The organism is Chitinophaga sp. Ak27, assembly GCF_012726295.1.
In the GTDB taxonomy this organism is placed as follows: domain Bacteria; phylum Bacteroidota; class Bacteroidia; order Chitinophagales; family Chitinophagaceae; genus Chitinophaga.
Window position 1 is genome coordinate 426,504 of sequence record NZ_JABAOB010000001.1, and the last position, 15,405, is coordinate 441,908.

Here is a 15,405-nt window from a genome sequence, read left to right on the forward strand (position 1 = left end):
GACTGAAAGGCTAAAATCAATGTAACGATTTGTTACGCGATATGCCGAAAAGCCCGCAGATATTGTATCTGCGGGCTTTTTTAATTTTGCCCCATATCATCTTATATCATCGAATTTCAAGTTGTCAGCAGAGTAATACCGTGAGTAGGTTTCAGAGTAACTTTACCTACTCTACGTAGATTACTCGTCATATATATTAATTTGTATTTCAAATTATTACAAAGGATATCATCTTATTTCAAATGATATCAACGGCTTTGTCTCTACTCATTTTTTGGCTTGTGAGCCACGAACCAGAGAACATGATTTGTCCATTTAAAATGAAGAAGAAATGAGAAGTGAAAACACTTTCGGCGTACGCTTTGCGCTACGCCAAAACAAGAACAAAAGAAAAGACTACTCAGTCTATGCAAGAATTGCCTGTAATAATTCTCCGGAGAGAGAACTTACAATCAAGGGCAGTTTTCAACTGGAAAATTGGGATGCAGAAAAAGGTGGCCCCTACCTTACCTCAAAGGAATTAAAGGAATTCGCCACTTACCTGGAAAAAGTAAAATCGAAATTAACAGCCATCTTCCAGGATCTTGAATTGAAAGAAGGTGTTCTCACCGCCGAGAATATCAAAAATTGCTACCTCGGCATTGGGCCAGACATCCAGAAAGTCACCATGCTCCAACTCTGCAAAATCGCTTATGACAAGTTTAAAACAGAAATTAAGAAAGGAAGCATCAAGAACTATGGTGCTACAAATGGCTATGTAGAAAGGTACTGTCAATGGAAATACGCTGCGGGTGATATCCCCCTTCGCCATCTTAATTTTAATTTTATTGATGGCTTATATACCTACATACTTCAAAATCCAATTAAGCCGAATGATCCTTGTAATAAGAATGGAGCCATGAAGCACATGGAGAGGGTTAAAAAGATGGTTAAATGGGCAGGAAAGAACGGCTGGTGTGAAAAGGACGCCCTTAGCGATTTTTCAGTCAATTTCAAAAGGAAGGAAACGGAATATCTAACCTGGGAGTAACTACGCATCGTTGAAGATGTAATCCTTGTTAATCCAATACATAAGCTCGTACGGGCAATTTTTGTTTTCTGTTGTTATACTGGTATGGCTCCAATAGATGTACAGACCCTCAAACCAGAGCAATTATCTACAGATATAAACGGAAACATCTGGATGACCTATACCAGGGTAAAAAGTGAAATCCCAGCATGGGTATCACTTTTAGAGAAGGCAAAGGAAATAATTCAAGAATACGGCCTTGAGGCAGGTGCATCGTATAGGGAAACAGTATTCCACTATGTGAGCAACAAGGTTTTAAATGATAACCTGAAGGTTATTGGGCTTATATGCGGATTTTCAGTGGAACTTCCCGACATACATTCGGCACCACCTAACTGTCTACTATCCGGTCTACCACTCGAACAAGATGATCAGCCGATACCATCTCATTTAAATCAGGTGGAAACAACATTGCCTGATTTTGATAGGTCGGCTTAAAAGATACTTTAAAACTTTTCCCTCTTGCCATTCCCAAATTTAACAAACAACTCGACGGGGAGAGCAATTTTTTAATAACACAACATCTTAATAAAGAGCCTCCTTTTTCTCAAAAGAAAAGGAGCTGCCTCAAATTACTTTTGAGACAGCTCCTTGCATATTACGAACACTCACGAATTACAGACTCAGATTCATACATATCCGGATTACAAATCCCATAGCGACACCAATATTCTACAAAGAATGTACATATACGCTAATAAGCAAGCAGAAATGATGCTGGAGCATATTTATTTAATTTGAAAGAAAACATGCCATTATTAACGTTAATTCGTTTGCCAGCTGACGTCCCATGCAAATCTATTGGTATTACAGCTTTTACACCACTGTCTTTCCCCAAATTTACCGTGCATTCCCCCGCGGCGCCAGCATCTTCCCATAAACGTAAAATTGTTCCTTCGCCATCAGGATTATCACCATATGCAGTAACCAGCACTCCTTTTCTTGACAGCGCTAACCCGCTTTTACTGGCAGGCATATTTCCTGCTTCACCATCTGCCACTGCAGTTAATAAAGGTAAGCGGGCCTCCCAGGCGTTTTGTGACAGATTATCAGTAACACTTGAGCCTGGGTTTACCGGCCATACCCTCACCCTCTCACTCCATGAACCATCTTGCCATAGCCGGAAATTCGTGTTCCACATGTTATTATAGAGATTAATAAATACGGAGGGTACTTTAGGGACATAATCCAGGGAGTATTTCCACAATCCCGGCTCGCCCATACTAACTAATGGTGCATCTATAGGAGATAGGGCCATACCTGACTGATCCGGCTGCACAACAGCCACTCCTGTACTTACTGCCATAAGATGCCTGTTGGTGCCTGTAACAATATCCTTTGCCGGATCTATAGCGCCCCCTAAACGACCAACAGTAAAGGAGGGTTGTTTAATACCAAACGGGAAGCAAAGCCATCCTCCCTCAGGTTGTTTATCTGCGGTTTTGTCATTCACAGCCCATTCAACATCAACATAAGCCTCATGGCGGGGGAAGGTAAAAGTCAGCGTATAGGACTTGGCATAACCTTCTGTTGCATCAGAAGTTAACGTTGCTATATCGGCAACAGCCGAATGAAGGACTGTAATTTTCCAATTCTTTGGGGTAAATGACCGATAGGGAATCTTATCCGCACCGGGCATTCCCGGCTTTCCAAAATCATTTAGCCCCCATCCGTCCTTTATACGACTATATGCACTGAACCATTGATTGACCTCATTAGCACTAAATCGCTCGTGGAGAAACTGCCCCAAAACATATTTTGAAGATTGATCGACCAACTCCCTGCCGGTAGACTTTTCAATTAAAGATGCAATACCACCCTTTGTTAAATCAAAAACGACTTTAAAATATGGGGTACTGAAATCAGGATGCCCATCATTGGTAGCATCTCCACTTTTTAATTCATCAGGGGTGTAAGTTTTGTACCCGGATGGTGGTACATCCTTCACATAAACGTAACTACCCTTTTGAAAAGGGTTTTCTATCATGCCAGACCGCTTCCAGGGCAAAGGGTTATATACTACAAGTCGTTTCCCTCTTCTGTTTACTGATGTTGCCAGAAGACTCAACTCCTTATCCATCTCCCTGGTTACAATATCATTTGTATTGTGTATGTATTGACGTTTGACATCATAAGAATATAGCCATTTCCTTTTACTTCCGACCGCCGTGTTACGTGCATTACTGTTTTTCAGGGCTGCATAATTACCATTTTCAGGAAGGGGCTCTGCCGCCGCTTCTTCCATCCATTTCTTCCATTCATCACCGTAACTATACCGGGGACCAAACTCTGCGTTCATCCCCCAAGTATGCTCAGCATATAAGAGGCTTTGTTCATACGCTTTTGCTAGCTTTGCAGCGATAGACCCAACAGGTAGGCCCCATACCTTCATTTGGGTATGTAGCCCATCAAGTGTCGGTTCCATCGGGCGGATATTTCTCGCGATCTTTGTTTCCTCTGGATTCGTCTGCACCCCGTGAATCCATGTATCAGGACAATCTCCCTTGACAGTTGGCAGACTAGGATTCTCAGCCAATACAGCTTTCGCAAAATCATCCAGCGTTCCAAAATGAATGGTCACACCCGGGAATTCCTTCTTTGCATGGTCCAGCAATTCGCGGATCTCCTCTGGTGAAGGTGGACCATGATTATCTCCGGTCATCTGCATAGCGAGATAATTCTTACTTGGCCAGTTCGGAGTAGGCCGGATGTCAGAACCATACAACGCGGTATAATTACATAAGACTTTCGACCCATCGGGCCCCTCCCACCAAAACAGTTCAGGGAATCTGGGATACTGGCTGGCGGGATTACATCCCAATTGCAAAAATTGGATACCTGCATGTTTTAACAACGTGGGAAGTATCCAGGAATGACTTGGCACATCTGTCATTTTCGCACTAATAGGCAGGGGTAGTCCATATTTTCTTGCAACATCGGAGGAATAGGTTAGCCCCCGTACCAGGTCTTCATAGTCCAGCGACTCCGTTTGTACGGTAAATGGCAGGCCATGTACGGCTATCGCACCTGATTTAATGGCTTTTTCAATTCTTGTCTTTCGTTCAGGGGTTTGCAAAGGCCCTAATATCTGTGCCTGTAGCGGCCATCCCGATACCGTCCATGCAAAATGCATTTCTTTGGGTAGTGATTCGCTACCCTCAATTGTTTTCAGCGCATTATCCATCATCTCTTCCCGGTAGCGCCTAAATACATTCTCCGGTAAATCCGTAAACCCAAGATCAAAATGAGTTTTAAATACAACCCAGATATCAGTCACCTTTGAATTAGCCCGTTTGGGGTCCTTTAGACCCTGGCCAAATGCTGCAGGCACAAAAAATAGGAAAACGATCAATAAGGCTTTTACATCTTTTTTCACTTTCAAATTGAATTTGAATCAAACAATAATTTTAGTCAGCGATCACTTCTCCACTCTTGCTAAATCAAACTCAACGCTGCTTTCATATAACCCAATGTATAAGCCATACCTGCATACCATGGGGCGTCGCAGCTCATTTGAGGAGTATGGTCGGGAATAAATACCCCGTCAAACTTCCTCTCTTTCAATATTCTCAAAATCCGTATTAAATCAATGTCCCCTTCATCTACAAACACTTCTTTATAATGGGGTACTTTGCCTTTCACATTCCTGAAATGTACATAGGCAATATTTGACGCGTATTGCTCCGTAGCCTCATAAACATCTCCTTCGGTCATTTCTGCTATAGAGCCAAGACAAAACTCCAGCATATTGTTCCTGCTGGGTTTAATATCCAGTAATTTCTGATACAGTTGAGGTTGATATACCAACCGGGGGGTCTTTCTGACAAACGGCATTGGCGGATCGTCGGGATGCGCTGCGAGCTTCACCCCGGCTTGTTCTGCCACAGGAACCAATTCATTTAAAAACCAGGCAAGCCTTTCCCATAGCTGCTCGTGCGTAATTTCAGGAATAAATCCAGCCGGGGCATTGTTGTCGTACACCATATTCCAAACCATACCATTCGGAATAGGTCTCTGGTCTACACCATCCATACCAACGGAGCGTGCCCCACCGCGGGCAAAATTGCCGGTAATACGGCTGCTTACGCCGGCAAGACTGAAATTATATCCAAATACCGGGATTCCTGCTTCGCCAACATTGCGGATGATCTGTTTCAGTTTTTCAATCTGCGTTTCTTTTTGGGGACCATCCAGTAATATATCGTGCCAATGCGCAGGGTCAAAGTTTTCAATAGCCTCCAGTTCTAAACCAGCTTCATTAATTTCCTTCTTCAATTGCACCAGTTCTTCCACCGTCCATATTTTTCCGGGGTCTCCGGCAAAGCCCCAGCCGAAGCCGTCCCCGATGGGCTGATCATTTTTATTTTCCTGGTTCACCTGGTTGAAATAATCTACCAGGTGCACTACAAGATGCGTGCAACCACATTGCCTTGCAAAATCATAATGCTGCCTGTTGAGCATGTGACGATAAAGCCCCAAACCTAATTTCATCTATATTAAATTTTACGTATTTACAAGATGCCATATTTCTTGAACGCATCTGTGCTGCTCATTCCATTTTCGATTTCCTTACGGACAACTTTCTCTCCCCTGGCTTTGTCAAGCGCTTTAATAATTACTTCCTCCTCATATTTTTTGGGGATCACTAAAACGCCATCCAAATCGCCGAATACCAGGTCTCCAGGTTCTATCCACACATCACCCACCTGTATGTCGCAACGGAAGTCGGCCACCTGCGTACGCACCGAAGAATCCTGGCCATACCTCCCGCGGCTGAATACCGGCCAATTTTGCGCAACTACCTGGTGGGTATCCCGGTGAAATCCATTGATTACCGCGCCGACAGCTCCTCTTACCCGCGCTGTTGCTGTAAGCAGCTCTCCCCAATATGCACAGCGCATTTCCCCACCACTAGCTATGTACACTTCACCCTGCTGCAATTGATCAAGCGCCTCCGTTAACAGGCCAAACGGCTTTTTTTGCGGGCCATATACATCTATCATCAATACCGGCATTGCTCTTCCTACTATCACATCAGATGTATGCATAGGTTGGATAGGATGAGGAAGGAACTGGTGATAGCACCCAAATCCATCCAATATATCCCCTACAACCGGGGTATATAGCTCTTTTTTAAAGAGATCAAAAAGCTCTGCGTCGTTCGCCCACGATTTCATATGTTTTTTTTTACATGCTTTGATTTAAAGTATCCTGTATTTGCTTGCTTAATTCAGATTTTTCCTGCGGAGATAATGGCTTATATACAAAATCGCCAAGATGAGTATTGCTCCTTTCTACGATAATCACTTCAGCGTCTCTCTTCATGGCTATGTTATGCCACATATTTACAGGGATGTTGTAGGTAACACCAGGCTTCATATCAATACATTGAAATATGAAACCAGTTGTTTGTTCCTTTGCGGCAATAAGTACTGCCGTACCTCTCAACAGTATAAACACTTCATCCGTTTGCCCGTGTTTATCCATTTTTTCGATACCGGAAATATCCTGCTCAGGCATATAGTTCAATTGCGCTACCTGCCAGGTATCTTTTATAAAGAACGGGTTATAGCCTTCCCCGGAATGCGTGTAAACCTCTATTAATGATGGATTCATTTGTTTTATAGTTAAGGGCGTGGATCGTAAGGAATAGTGCTTTCTTTATAGGCGCCATCGATATATATTTCTGTTGCTGTAAGGTACGCTGCCATATCGCTGGCAAGGAACGCACAGGTCCAGGCCACATCATCAACAACGCCAAGCCTTCCCGACGGAATCCATTTATTGAATTTCTCCCTGCCAAATTTTTCTATTTCCGATTTATTCATTTCCGTCTCAATGGCGCCGGGGGCAACAGTTACTACCCGGATATTGTTTTCGGCAAGTTCCAATGCCAGGCATTTGGTCATCATATTCATCCCTGCTTTGGAAGCACAGTAATGCACCAACCCCTTCCTTGGTACCTTATCATGAATAGAGGAAATGTTGATGATGACGCCGCTGTTTTGTTTCACCATTCTTTTCCCTGCCTCCTGGGCGCAAATAAATGCGCCTTTCAGGTTTACATTAAAGATTAAATCCCACTCCTCTAAGCTCAGGTTAATGGCATGCCCGATGGTTTCACAGCCTGCATTATTCACCAATATGTCTATTTTACCGAGGCTGTTATCCATGAATTCAAACAGCTGTATAACGGCCTTTTGGTCAGCGACATCAGCTTGAAATGCAAGTGCCTTAATGCCATATGCCTGTTGAAGATCGGCTGCTAATATTTCGGCACGCTGTTTATTGTCGAGATAATTAATAATTATATTAGCTCCACAGGAGGCCATCGCCCGGCATATAGCAGCCCCAATCCCCTGGCTTCCCCCGGTAACTAACACATTTTTGTTTTTCAAATCGATGGAATTTTCCATAACATGTCAATTTAGACTTCTTTAATGGCCAACATCCTGGGATAGTTGGATAGGATTTCAAATCCATCCTTTGTGATTAGTATATTATCTTCAATCCTGGCTCCACAGCCGATTGCTTCACCATAAATTCCGGGTTCAACCGTTAACAGCATCCCTTCTCTCAGCACGCCTGCTGATCCGGGCGAAAGCGATGGACCAATATCGTGATACCTGAAACCCACATGATGGCCCAGTGCATGATTAAAACAGGCGCCTAATCCTGCATCTTCGATATGCTGCCGTGCAGCAGCATCAATATCGGCCATCAACACACCGGGTTTCATCATCGCTATCGCTTTCTGTTGCGCTTCAAGTACGGTATTGAAAATCTTGTTTTGTTGTTCGGATATTTCGCTTGTTTGACCAGTACGTGTAATATCTGCCCAATACCCGTTTACGCAAATCGCCATTTCCAGCATGACCATTTCCCCCTGTTGTAACTTTTTCCCGGTCGATCGGTTATACTTTCCGCCTGCTATCGCATTTCTTCCAGATAAAATCATGGGCCAGGCCTTTGAAAAATGTATCCCCTCACTACCGGTCATGCTCTGCACAGCGTATTCAATCAAACCGGCCAGCGCTGCTTCAGAAATACCCGGCCTTAAATTCTCATAAAATGTTTCGACCGCAATCGCAGCAATCTTATGTGTACGACGGAGACATTGAACGTCTGCTTCAGTTTTGTATGCGTAAAGATCAAGAAGCGCCTGCGTTGCATCATTAAACCCACCTGCTGTCAAAGCAGAAAGTCTGTCGATCAGGTCAGCAGGCAAAGGAGGCTGCTCCCCCGACATCATACAAGGCGCCGTTCCTCCAATATTTTTTATAAATGAAACTGGAAGACGTTGAACATTTTTTTTGACCAGCATTGCTTTTATCATGTTGATTAAAATCTCCCAGGGATCTGCGCAGTCCATTAGCCCCCAGGGATATTTTTCTACCTTCATGTCCTTTGGTAAAATATCTTCCGGCTCCAGCTCAGGTACGAATAGTACCGGCGCGTCATCTTCCGTATACACCAAAAACGAGAGCCCCCATAAAGGAAAATAGCCGCAGGTGATCACCAGCTCGTCCGGTCGCCAGAAAACCAGTGCGCCCAGATCGTGCTGACGGATAATATTTTTAAGCATTTGCTCCCGCTGTAAATTCATAGCGTTTTTACTTTTTCCAGAAATGTTCAATTGCTTCCAATGATTTGCCTTTTGTTTCCGGAACAAGCTTCCTGACAAAATAAGCTGCTGGCAACATCACGAATGCATATAATAAAAAAACGTACCCTATTCCAATCGTTTCACGCAAAATTGGATACGTCTGTGTTACAAATGTAGAGCCCAGGAATAACGAAAGTGTGGCTACCGACATAGCCCTCCCTCTTATTTTTGTGGGGTAAATTTCGGAGATCACCACCCACACCCCGGGTCCCAGTGTGGAAGCAAATACAGCTATATAGTAGATAAATGAACCCAGTAAAAAGTGGCCGGTAGTATTTCCCTTAATGAACGCGATACCGATCAGGAACAACGCAAGGCCAAGGCCGGCAAACCCCCAGATCAATACCGGCTTTCTTCCCCATTTATCAATTTTCCAAATCGCCACAAACGTAAATATCATATTAAAGAAACCTATAACTGTAGCGCTTCCCATGGCTGATCCGGCTTGTCCACCAGCTTGTTCAAAAATTGCGGGAGCGTAATACATGACCGTCGTAATGCCGGAGAGCTGGCTTAAAAAGGGCAGGGATATTCCAATAATGAGGGCCAGGCGGATTCCCGGGGCCAGCAACTGCCCGAAGCTTCCCGACTCTTCAGCGATACTCATTTCAATGACATTTAACTCCGCTGTTGCCATTTCCTTGCCATTAATACGTTCAAGCACTCTTTCCGCTTCCGTTACATGGCCTTCCTTCACCAACCATCTGGGGCTTTCCGGCACAAAAAGCAGGAAGATGAAAAAGAATAACGCCGGAATCATATTGGAGCCAAGCATACCACGCCAAACTTCGGAGACCAGGTAATAATGCAGGAGGCCTGTTGAGCTACCGGTAATGTGATGATCAGCATATTGTAAAAGAAACGCGTTGGAAAGATAAGAACATAAAATACCCAACGTGATGGCCAGTTGATAAAATGAAACCAACCTTCCTCTTAGCGCGGCAGGCGACAATTCGGAAATAAACATGGGAGCTACCATGGCCGCAAAACCAACACCTACTCCCCCGATAATCCGCGCGGCAACAAGAACAGATGGCGTTTGTGCGATGGCACACCCAATAGCGGATATTATAAATAAAATAGCAGATAACAGTAATATTTTTCTACGGCCATATTTATCGGATAAATAGCCGGCAATGGCGGCCCCGATTACGCAACCCAGCAGCGCGGAGCTCATGAGCCAGCCCTCCATGGCAGGAGATAAATGAAATTGGGCCCTTAGAAAATTTATAGCTCCTGATATTACCGCCGTATCGAAGCCAAATAAAAAGCCGCCAAAACCGGCCGTAAAGCAAATTAATATCACGTACGCATTTCCATGCAATTTCATATAGCCACTTTATTCGTTATAAATATTGGTTGATCTACATAAGCCTGATCGTTGCACCTAGTGCATCAAGTCCTATCGATTGACAAACACCGATCCTTTGCTGTAGGTTCGATTTTGCTATATCCCATTTTAAGATGTCATCTGCGAGGCCCCACTGCTTCCGGAATTGCTGAATGTACAATTTATCATTTTCAACACTGGTATATTCAGGCTGAAACTGGTTATTGGAGGTATCACGAGTTTGCCATATGGCGTTTGCAGTTGCTTTAATATTATTGCTGAAATCAACTCCGGTAACGCTTCTATCAAGTATTCCCAGGTAACGCATCATGATCCCGCGGCCGGCTAGATAATCGCTGCCAAACTCGGGACCCATATTTGCCAGGAGGGGTGCTTCACGAATGATATGATCCTTATCACTCACCAGTGTAGTTTTTACTCCTTTGCTTATTAATGAAATATAGTGACGTACCTTCCCTGTAAAGACATTGATATCGAAGTTCACCTCCTTTTTATGCGCTGATATCCATGTGGCGAGATTCTCTTTAATTGCCAGCATATCGGAAAGTGCAGCCAGTAACATCCCCTGGTCACCTGTCCACACCCACCCTTTGTGCCAGGTTGGATGCGTAATTTCCGTATAACCCGATCCTTCAAAAAAAGCTGTTGGCCGTTCTTGCACCAATGCGCCTCCGGATGCGGTTTTCTTTAGGTATTCATACTTATTCAGTTGAAACCAGCTGTCAAACCACGTCCATTGGTTGTACGCCATGTCAAGGTATTTTTCATTGTCACTGATGTTCTCTGCCAGCGTTAAACGATAAATGCGGGTAGACAACAGGAAGAACAAAACATTGGTGACGGTATTCTTCGCACCTTTGTGATTGCCCCTTGCGTCTCCATTTGTAAAACCATGTGGAACCGGGTTAGCCGACGATAAAGCGTCATAGGCATGATCTTTTGCCTGCTTCCAACAGAAATCGGTGGAGAGTTGCAGGTATTTATCTGCTAATTCTTTATTACCTGTGCGCAATAAATGCCGTCTTGCATTAAGCCCCATCAGGCCCCACCAGCCAAAATCATCTGTCCACATGCCGCTGGGGTCAATGCTTTTGAAATAGGTAAAATCTCTTTCCAGCATCGCATTTACCTTTTGCTGTATGGATTTTACGTCCTTATCATCCATCCATCGCTGATACAGCGCATCAGCAAAATTCAGGCATGCATCAAAAGTGTTACCTCTTCTCCAGAAATCATTAAACTCCCAAACTTCCTCAAACCTGTTAAAAGCGGCGATACATTTCGTTTTAAGATCAGCGTCCTTATCGAAATCAATATTGGCAAAAGATTTCATCAAGGGAAATAACAGGACATAACCTCCCGCCGTTTTTACAAAATTCCGTCTTTTCATGGGCGATTTCAGTGTGAGGTCAAAACTAATTTCAATCAGGTACTATTCCTACAAGTCTATAAATCGTTACTTAAACTATTTTAATCGATTCTTATCTAAATATACAAATATGATTAATGTAGATAAAAAGACCGGGACGCATATATCGGGGAAATGAAAAAGCGCCCGCATTTGGTAAAACTCTATTAAGCGTTATTACAACTTTTTTAATCAAAAACTATCTGCTTAGTAATAAAATTAGTAAAATTCTTCTACAAATACTAACTTTAGCTATACAAAATGAATGGCGATGAAGGCAAATTTTTTTGAAGTAGGAGCCCTGAATATGCAGGCTATTTTTGTAAAAAAAGTCAACAAGAGTAATTTCAACTCTCTTTTTCATTTTCATGAAGTATGCGAATTAAATTATATCGTTGAAGGTACCGGGAAATGTATTGTTGGCGATTGCATCAGGAATTATTCAGCCGGAGACCTCGTTTTACTAGGCCCTAATCTTCCTCATATCTGGTATGGAGACCCTTCCGAATGCGACTCAGGTGGCAGCCAGACCGGGAAGGCAATTGTTGTTTATTTTCCTGCAAACTATTTAAAGATTTTGGGCCTTGAAGAACCTTTTATACAGAAGGTGGACAGCCTCATCGAAAAATCAAAAGCGGGTGTCCATTTTCCTTTAAAAACAAGGCAAAAAGTTACCGCCTTACTAAATGAGATCGTGAATGCTACCGGCCTCACGAAAATAATCCTGTTCCTGGAAATAATGAATGTCCTGATAAATACAAAAAGGTACGAACAGTTATCTTCCCTCGCCTTCAGGTTTTCGTTAAATGAAAAGGATACGGAAAGAATGAATAATGTTTACCGGTACACTTTGGAGAATTTCAGAGATCCAATTGACTTATCCACCATTGCAAAAATAGCCAACATGACGCCGCCTGCCTTCTGCGGTTTTTTCAAGAAACGAACCGGGAAATCTTTTACCGGGTTTCTAAATGAATTACGCATAGGGCATGCCTGCAAATTATTGGGTGACCTGGATTTAACCATAGCAGACATCTGCTATAACTCAGGATACCGGAACTTCACCCATTTCAATGATTTCTTTAAAAAAATAACCGCAAAAACCCCTTCTGAATACAGGAAAGAATTGATGTCTATTGAGCAAACAGCACAGGCTCTTACATAAAGAGCCTGTACTGATTAATCGATGGGTATGACCTTCTGCTGAATGTTTATCGTATCCGTATCGTTTCTATGGAATAAGGCGGCACCGTTAACATAATACCAGCCGCTGTCTTTTTCATAGGCTGATCTTCTTCTTCGATAATATTCGTCCTGGTAACACCATTAATGGCCCCGAACCAATCGATCTTTGCATCCGTCTTCTTTCCTTGCATATCTACCAACCGCATAACGATGTTGTTTTCATCTTCTGATTTTTTGATCGTTGTAATAAGTACATTATCGGCATTCGTGCTGGCGAAACTATAACTCGATGGGAGACCGTTGCGTGCCTGTGGTATATCTACCACCAGGGCCCGTAAAGGCTGGTTTTGCTGCTTTCCGGTGTTGGCGGTGGTTTTCCAATCTCCTGGCGAAGAAGTCAGGCTAAACTCGAAATGATGGTTGCCTGGCTGGAGATAATAGTTGCCTTCCCCATGACAGCTTTTCCGGCTGGCCAATAAAATAGGCTGCAAAACAGTTTGCCTGCTATTGGCGTCGGTAGCATCCACCCAGTCGAATACGGCTACGGAGCTACTGACGGTCACCGAAACATTGTCTTTGCTGGCGTTAAACCAATCCTGCACTTCCCTGGGATGCACCTTGCTGCATGCGGTGGAATAGTCTTGTACACCGTACGAAAAGCCCGCCGCACTCTTTATCTCATCTTTACCCACTTCTACCACTCCCATGGGCACTTCATAAGCAACCCTGGAATCCGTTTGATTCAGCGGAAAGGCCATCCTGTATTCCCGGTAACGTTCCCCTGAAAACCCAAGCATATCGGCCTTGAAATCTACCTGTTTCAGCGATTCATATAAAGTAACAGTTTCCCTTATCGTAGCAAATTGGGTTTGCTGCACCAGCTCCCAGGTTTTGCGGACAGGTCCGAACTCAGTACAATTCCATGTAGGTGCATATTGGCTTACCTTTTCGAATCCCTGCATTGTCACCGGTTGTACATCCGTGAATTCGCCAGCGCCATTGCCTACTGATTGCAACTGAAAGATTTCGCCTCCCAACAGCTTATCTGTCTTCAGCAGTTCAGTATGCAGTTCCTTATCAAAGATGCTTTTCACTCCTCCCGGTCCCAACTCGATTTTATAGAACTTGTTTTCGTACACCGGTGCTGCTGCCTGTGCTGTTATAGGCGACGGCTGTGTAGGCGCTACAGGCACTCCTCTATTGAAGCCTGCTACATAAGGCTGCAGGGTATAGGTCTTATAACCCAGGGAAGGCACCTTCTCTGCCACAAAACAAAGGGTGATCGTCTCATCGGAACCACCGGCCGGGCGGCTTTCTATGCGCTGACTGGGCACCTCTTTACCAGAAGCGGCATCGACGATTTTATAGGACAATGTATCCTGCCCATAAACTTTAATGCTGACTTCCACCTTATCCGTCCGTTCTTTGGACAAGGGATTGAATACAACCAGCGACCTGCCTTTTTTATCGAAACCGATCTGCTGGATGATATCCTTCAGGCTATGTTGCAGCACTTTATCGGAAATACTGCAAGCTTCTTCAAACTTTGTCCTGAATGTGAGATCCGTCATATCCCCATGCTTACCGCCCCAGCCATGATCGGCATAGATGGCTTTTTCCCAGGCGGTGGTTAACTCCGATTGGGGATAATGGGAAAAGTCTTTTTGAAGGGTGGCATCCACCGCTGAAAAGATCTCAGCGGCAACGAGTGTCCGGTTGGCTTTGCGTGATGCTGTTAGCGCCCGCTCATGCGTTGGACCATGTATATACAGCCAAACGTTGGGGCGTTCGCCTCTCAACGTTTCGTAGGTGGCGCGGGGTGCATCCAGTTTTTTGAATACATCCGCTGCAATCGCATATTTAAGGGAAGGCAAGCCCTGGGTTCCGGCTTTTTGGTTCCAGCCCTGGAAGAGCGCGCGATAATCATTGGGCTTATTCCAGTCTGCATCGATCAGGATTGGCAGCGCCGGCCGGAATTTGTTAGCACCGTAGTAAACACTCCAGGCCTTGATATAATCCAGCACCATTCGTTCTCTCGCCGTATCACTTTTGGTTGCCCGGAAATTGTAACTCGATGCATCATAATGCCCGGGAGTGAACATCAGCACATTACTGCCATCAGGGCTATACCAGCGATAAATACCCGCCTCATGCCGGGAAATGTAAAGATATTTTATGCCCGCCTTTGATAATATCTGGGACATCTGCAATGCCTTACCAGGTACATCTTCGTTCCAGTCGGTGAGAAAATCGCAGCCGGGCAGGATCTTTTTCAACCATTTTTTCCCCAGGTAAGTTTGCCGAATAAGCGCTTCTCCGTCGTACATCGATTCATAGGGCATATTATAGGTTGCTCCCCATTCCAGCCTGCCTTCTTTGGTATATTTCAGGATGTCGTCATACCGGTCCGGGTGACGGGCCAGGTATTCACGCAGGCTCAAAGCATCTTCCACGCTGAAACAATAATCAGGATTGCTTTTCATCAATGCCAGCGCCGGTGTGATCATATTTTCGTCCCTCCATACCTCGCAGGCGCCGATGGAATCCATCCAGGCGATGTCCTGGTGACTTGAATTGATAAAATTGACAGTGCCGTTTTTAAAATAAGCAGTGCTGGTATTTTTCGAGCCATGCGGCCGGTAATTAGTCTGCGCATACAGAAAACCGCTGTGGCACGAAAAGACCAGCACCAGGAATAAAAAGTTTCTTTTGAAAAATGACATGAA

At 44.2% G+C, this 15,405-nt stretch carries 12 protein-coding genes; 3 read left to right on the plus strand and 9 right to left on the minus strand.

What is annotated here, in order from left to right; translation table 11 throughout:
• Nucleotides 1-331 precede the first annotated feature (331 nt).
• Entirely contained in the window at nt 332-1,030 is a 699-nt protein-coding gene (locus HGH90_RS01720) for a phage integrase SAM-like domain-containing protein (RefSeq protein ID WP_169190237.1), read from the plus strand.
• An 84-nt stretch (nt 1,031-1,114) separates the two neighbouring features.
• Entirely contained in the window at nt 1,115-1,507 is a 393-nt protein-coding gene (locus HGH90_RS01725; RefSeq protein ID WP_169190238.1) for a hypothetical protein, read from the plus strand.
• Between the two features lie 256 nt (nt 1,508-1,763).
• Here HGH90_RS01725 and HGH90_RS01730 read toward each other — a convergent pair whose 3' ends face one another.
• From HGH90_RS01730 to HGH90_RS01765, 8 genes are read right to left on the minus strand one after another with little or no spacing between them, the layout of a single operon-like run.
• Complete coding sequence (locus HGH90_RS01730; protein ID WP_169190239.1) at nt 1,764-4,445, minus strand: DUF5054 domain-containing protein; 2,682 nt, start codon at nt 4,443-4,445, stop codon at nt 1,764-1,766.
• A 59-nt stretch (nt 4,446-4,504) separates the two neighbouring features.
• Complete coding sequence (locus HGH90_RS01735; RefSeq protein ID WP_169190240.1) at nt 4,505-5,560, minus strand: mannonate dehydratase; 1,056 nt, start codon at nt 5,558-5,560, stop codon at nt 4,505-4,507.
• A 20-nt stretch (nt 5,561-5,580) separates the two neighbouring features.
• Nucleotides 5,581-6,246 carry an RraA family protein gene (locus HGH90_RS01740; RefSeq protein ID WP_168765715.1) on the minus strand — a complete coding sequence of 222 codons (666 nt, stop codon included), beginning with the start codon at nt 6,244-6,246 and terminating at the stop codon, nt 5,581-5,583.
• Between the two features lie 10 nt (nt 6,247-6,256).
• Entirely contained in the window at nt 6,257-6,685 is a 429-nt protein-coding gene (locus HGH90_RS01745; protein ID WP_168765716.1) for a hypothetical protein, read from the minus strand.
• Nucleotides 6,686-6,696: 11 nt separating this feature from the next.
• Entirely contained in the window at nt 6,697-7,485 is a 789-nt protein-coding gene (locus HGH90_RS01750; RefSeq protein ID WP_168765717.1) for an SDR family NAD(P)-dependent oxidoreductase, read from the minus strand.
• An 11-nt stretch (nt 7,486-7,496) separates the two neighbouring features.
• Complete coding sequence (locus HGH90_RS01755) at nt 7,497-8,675, minus strand: M24 family metallopeptidase (RefSeq protein ID WP_169190241.1); 1,179 nt, start codon at nt 8,673-8,675, stop codon at nt 7,497-7,499.
• Nucleotides 8,676-8,682: 7 nt separating this feature from the next.
• Entirely contained in the window at nt 8,683-10,065 is a 1,383-nt protein-coding gene (locus tag HGH90_RS01760; RefSeq protein WP_169190242.1) for a sugar porter family MFS transporter, read from the minus strand.
• A gap of 34 nt (nt 10,066-10,099) precedes the next feature.
• Nucleotides 10,100-11,476 carry a glycoside hydrolase family 76 protein gene (locus HGH90_RS01765; RefSeq protein ID WP_168765720.1) on the minus strand — a complete coding sequence of 459 codons (1,377 nt, stop codon included), beginning with the start codon at nt 11,474-11,476 and terminating at the stop codon, nt 10,100-10,102.
• 289 nt (nt 11,477-11,765) lie between these two features.
• Here HGH90_RS01765 and HGH90_RS01770 point away from each other — a divergent pair, with 289 nt between their 5' ends.
• Nucleotides 11,766-12,659, plus strand: coding sequence for an AraC family transcriptional regulator (locus HGH90_RS01770; protein WP_168765721.1), 894 nt, complete (start codon nt 11,766-11,768; stop codon nt 12,657-12,659).
• Nucleotides 12,660-12,705: 46 nt separating this feature from the next.
• On the opposite strand, the gene HGH90_RS01775 is transcribed toward HGH90_RS01770, so the two are convergent.
• Nucleotides 12,706-15,402, minus strand: coding sequence for a glycosyl hydrolase-related protein (locus HGH90_RS01775; protein WP_169190243.1), 2,697 nt, complete (start codon nt 15,400-15,402; stop codon nt 12,706-12,708).
• Between the last annotated feature and the right edge of the window lie 3 nt (nt 15,403-15,405).

What these genes read in the sequence shown, in the direction of transcription:
- HGH90_RS01725 (WP_169190238.1), top strand. Translation starts at nt 1,115, where the DNA reads ATGGCTCCAATAGATGTACAGACCCTCAAACCAGAGCAATTATCTACA.
- HGH90_RS01775 (WP_169190243.1), bottom strand. Translation starts at nt 15,402, where the DNA reads ATGTCATTTTTCAAAAGAAACTTTTTATTCCTGGTGCTGGTCTTTTCG.
- HGH90_RS01755 (WP_169190241.1), bottom strand. Translation starts at nt 8,675, where the DNA reads ATGAATTTACAGCGGGAGCAAATGCTTAAAAATATTATCCGTCAGCAC.
- HGH90_RS01770 (WP_168765721.1), top strand. Translation starts at nt 11,766, where the DNA reads ATGAAGGCAAATTTTTTTGAAGTAGGAGCCCTGAATATGCAGGCTATT.
- HGH90_RS01760 (WP_169190242.1), bottom strand. Translation starts at nt 10,065, where the DNA reads ATGAAATTGCATGGAAATGCGTACGTGATATTAATTTGCTTTACGGCC.
- HGH90_RS01765 (WP_168765720.1), bottom strand. Translation starts at nt 11,476, where the DNA reads ATGAAAAGACGGAATTTTGTAAAAACGGCGGGAGGTTATGTCCTGTTA.
- HGH90_RS01740 (WP_168765715.1), bottom strand. Translation starts at nt 6,246, where the DNA reads ATGAAATCGTGGGCGAACGACGCAGAGCTTTTTGATCTCTTTAAAAAA.
- HGH90_RS01735 (WP_169190240.1), bottom strand. Translation starts at nt 5,560, where the DNA reads ATGAAATTAGGTTTGGGGCTTTATCGTCACATGCTCAACAGGCAGCAT.
- HGH90_RS01745 (WP_168765716.1), bottom strand. Translation starts at nt 6,685, where the DNA reads ATGAATCCATCATTAATAGAGGTTTACACGCATTCCGGGGAAGGCTAT.
- HGH90_RS01720 (WP_169190237.1), top strand. Translation starts at nt 332, where the DNA reads ATGAGAAGTGAAAACACTTTCGGCGTACGCTTTGCGCTACGCCAAAAC.
- HGH90_RS01750 (WP_168765717.1), bottom strand. Translation starts at nt 7,485, where the DNA reads ATGGAAAATTCCATCGATTTGAAAAACAAAAATGTGTTAGTTACCGGG.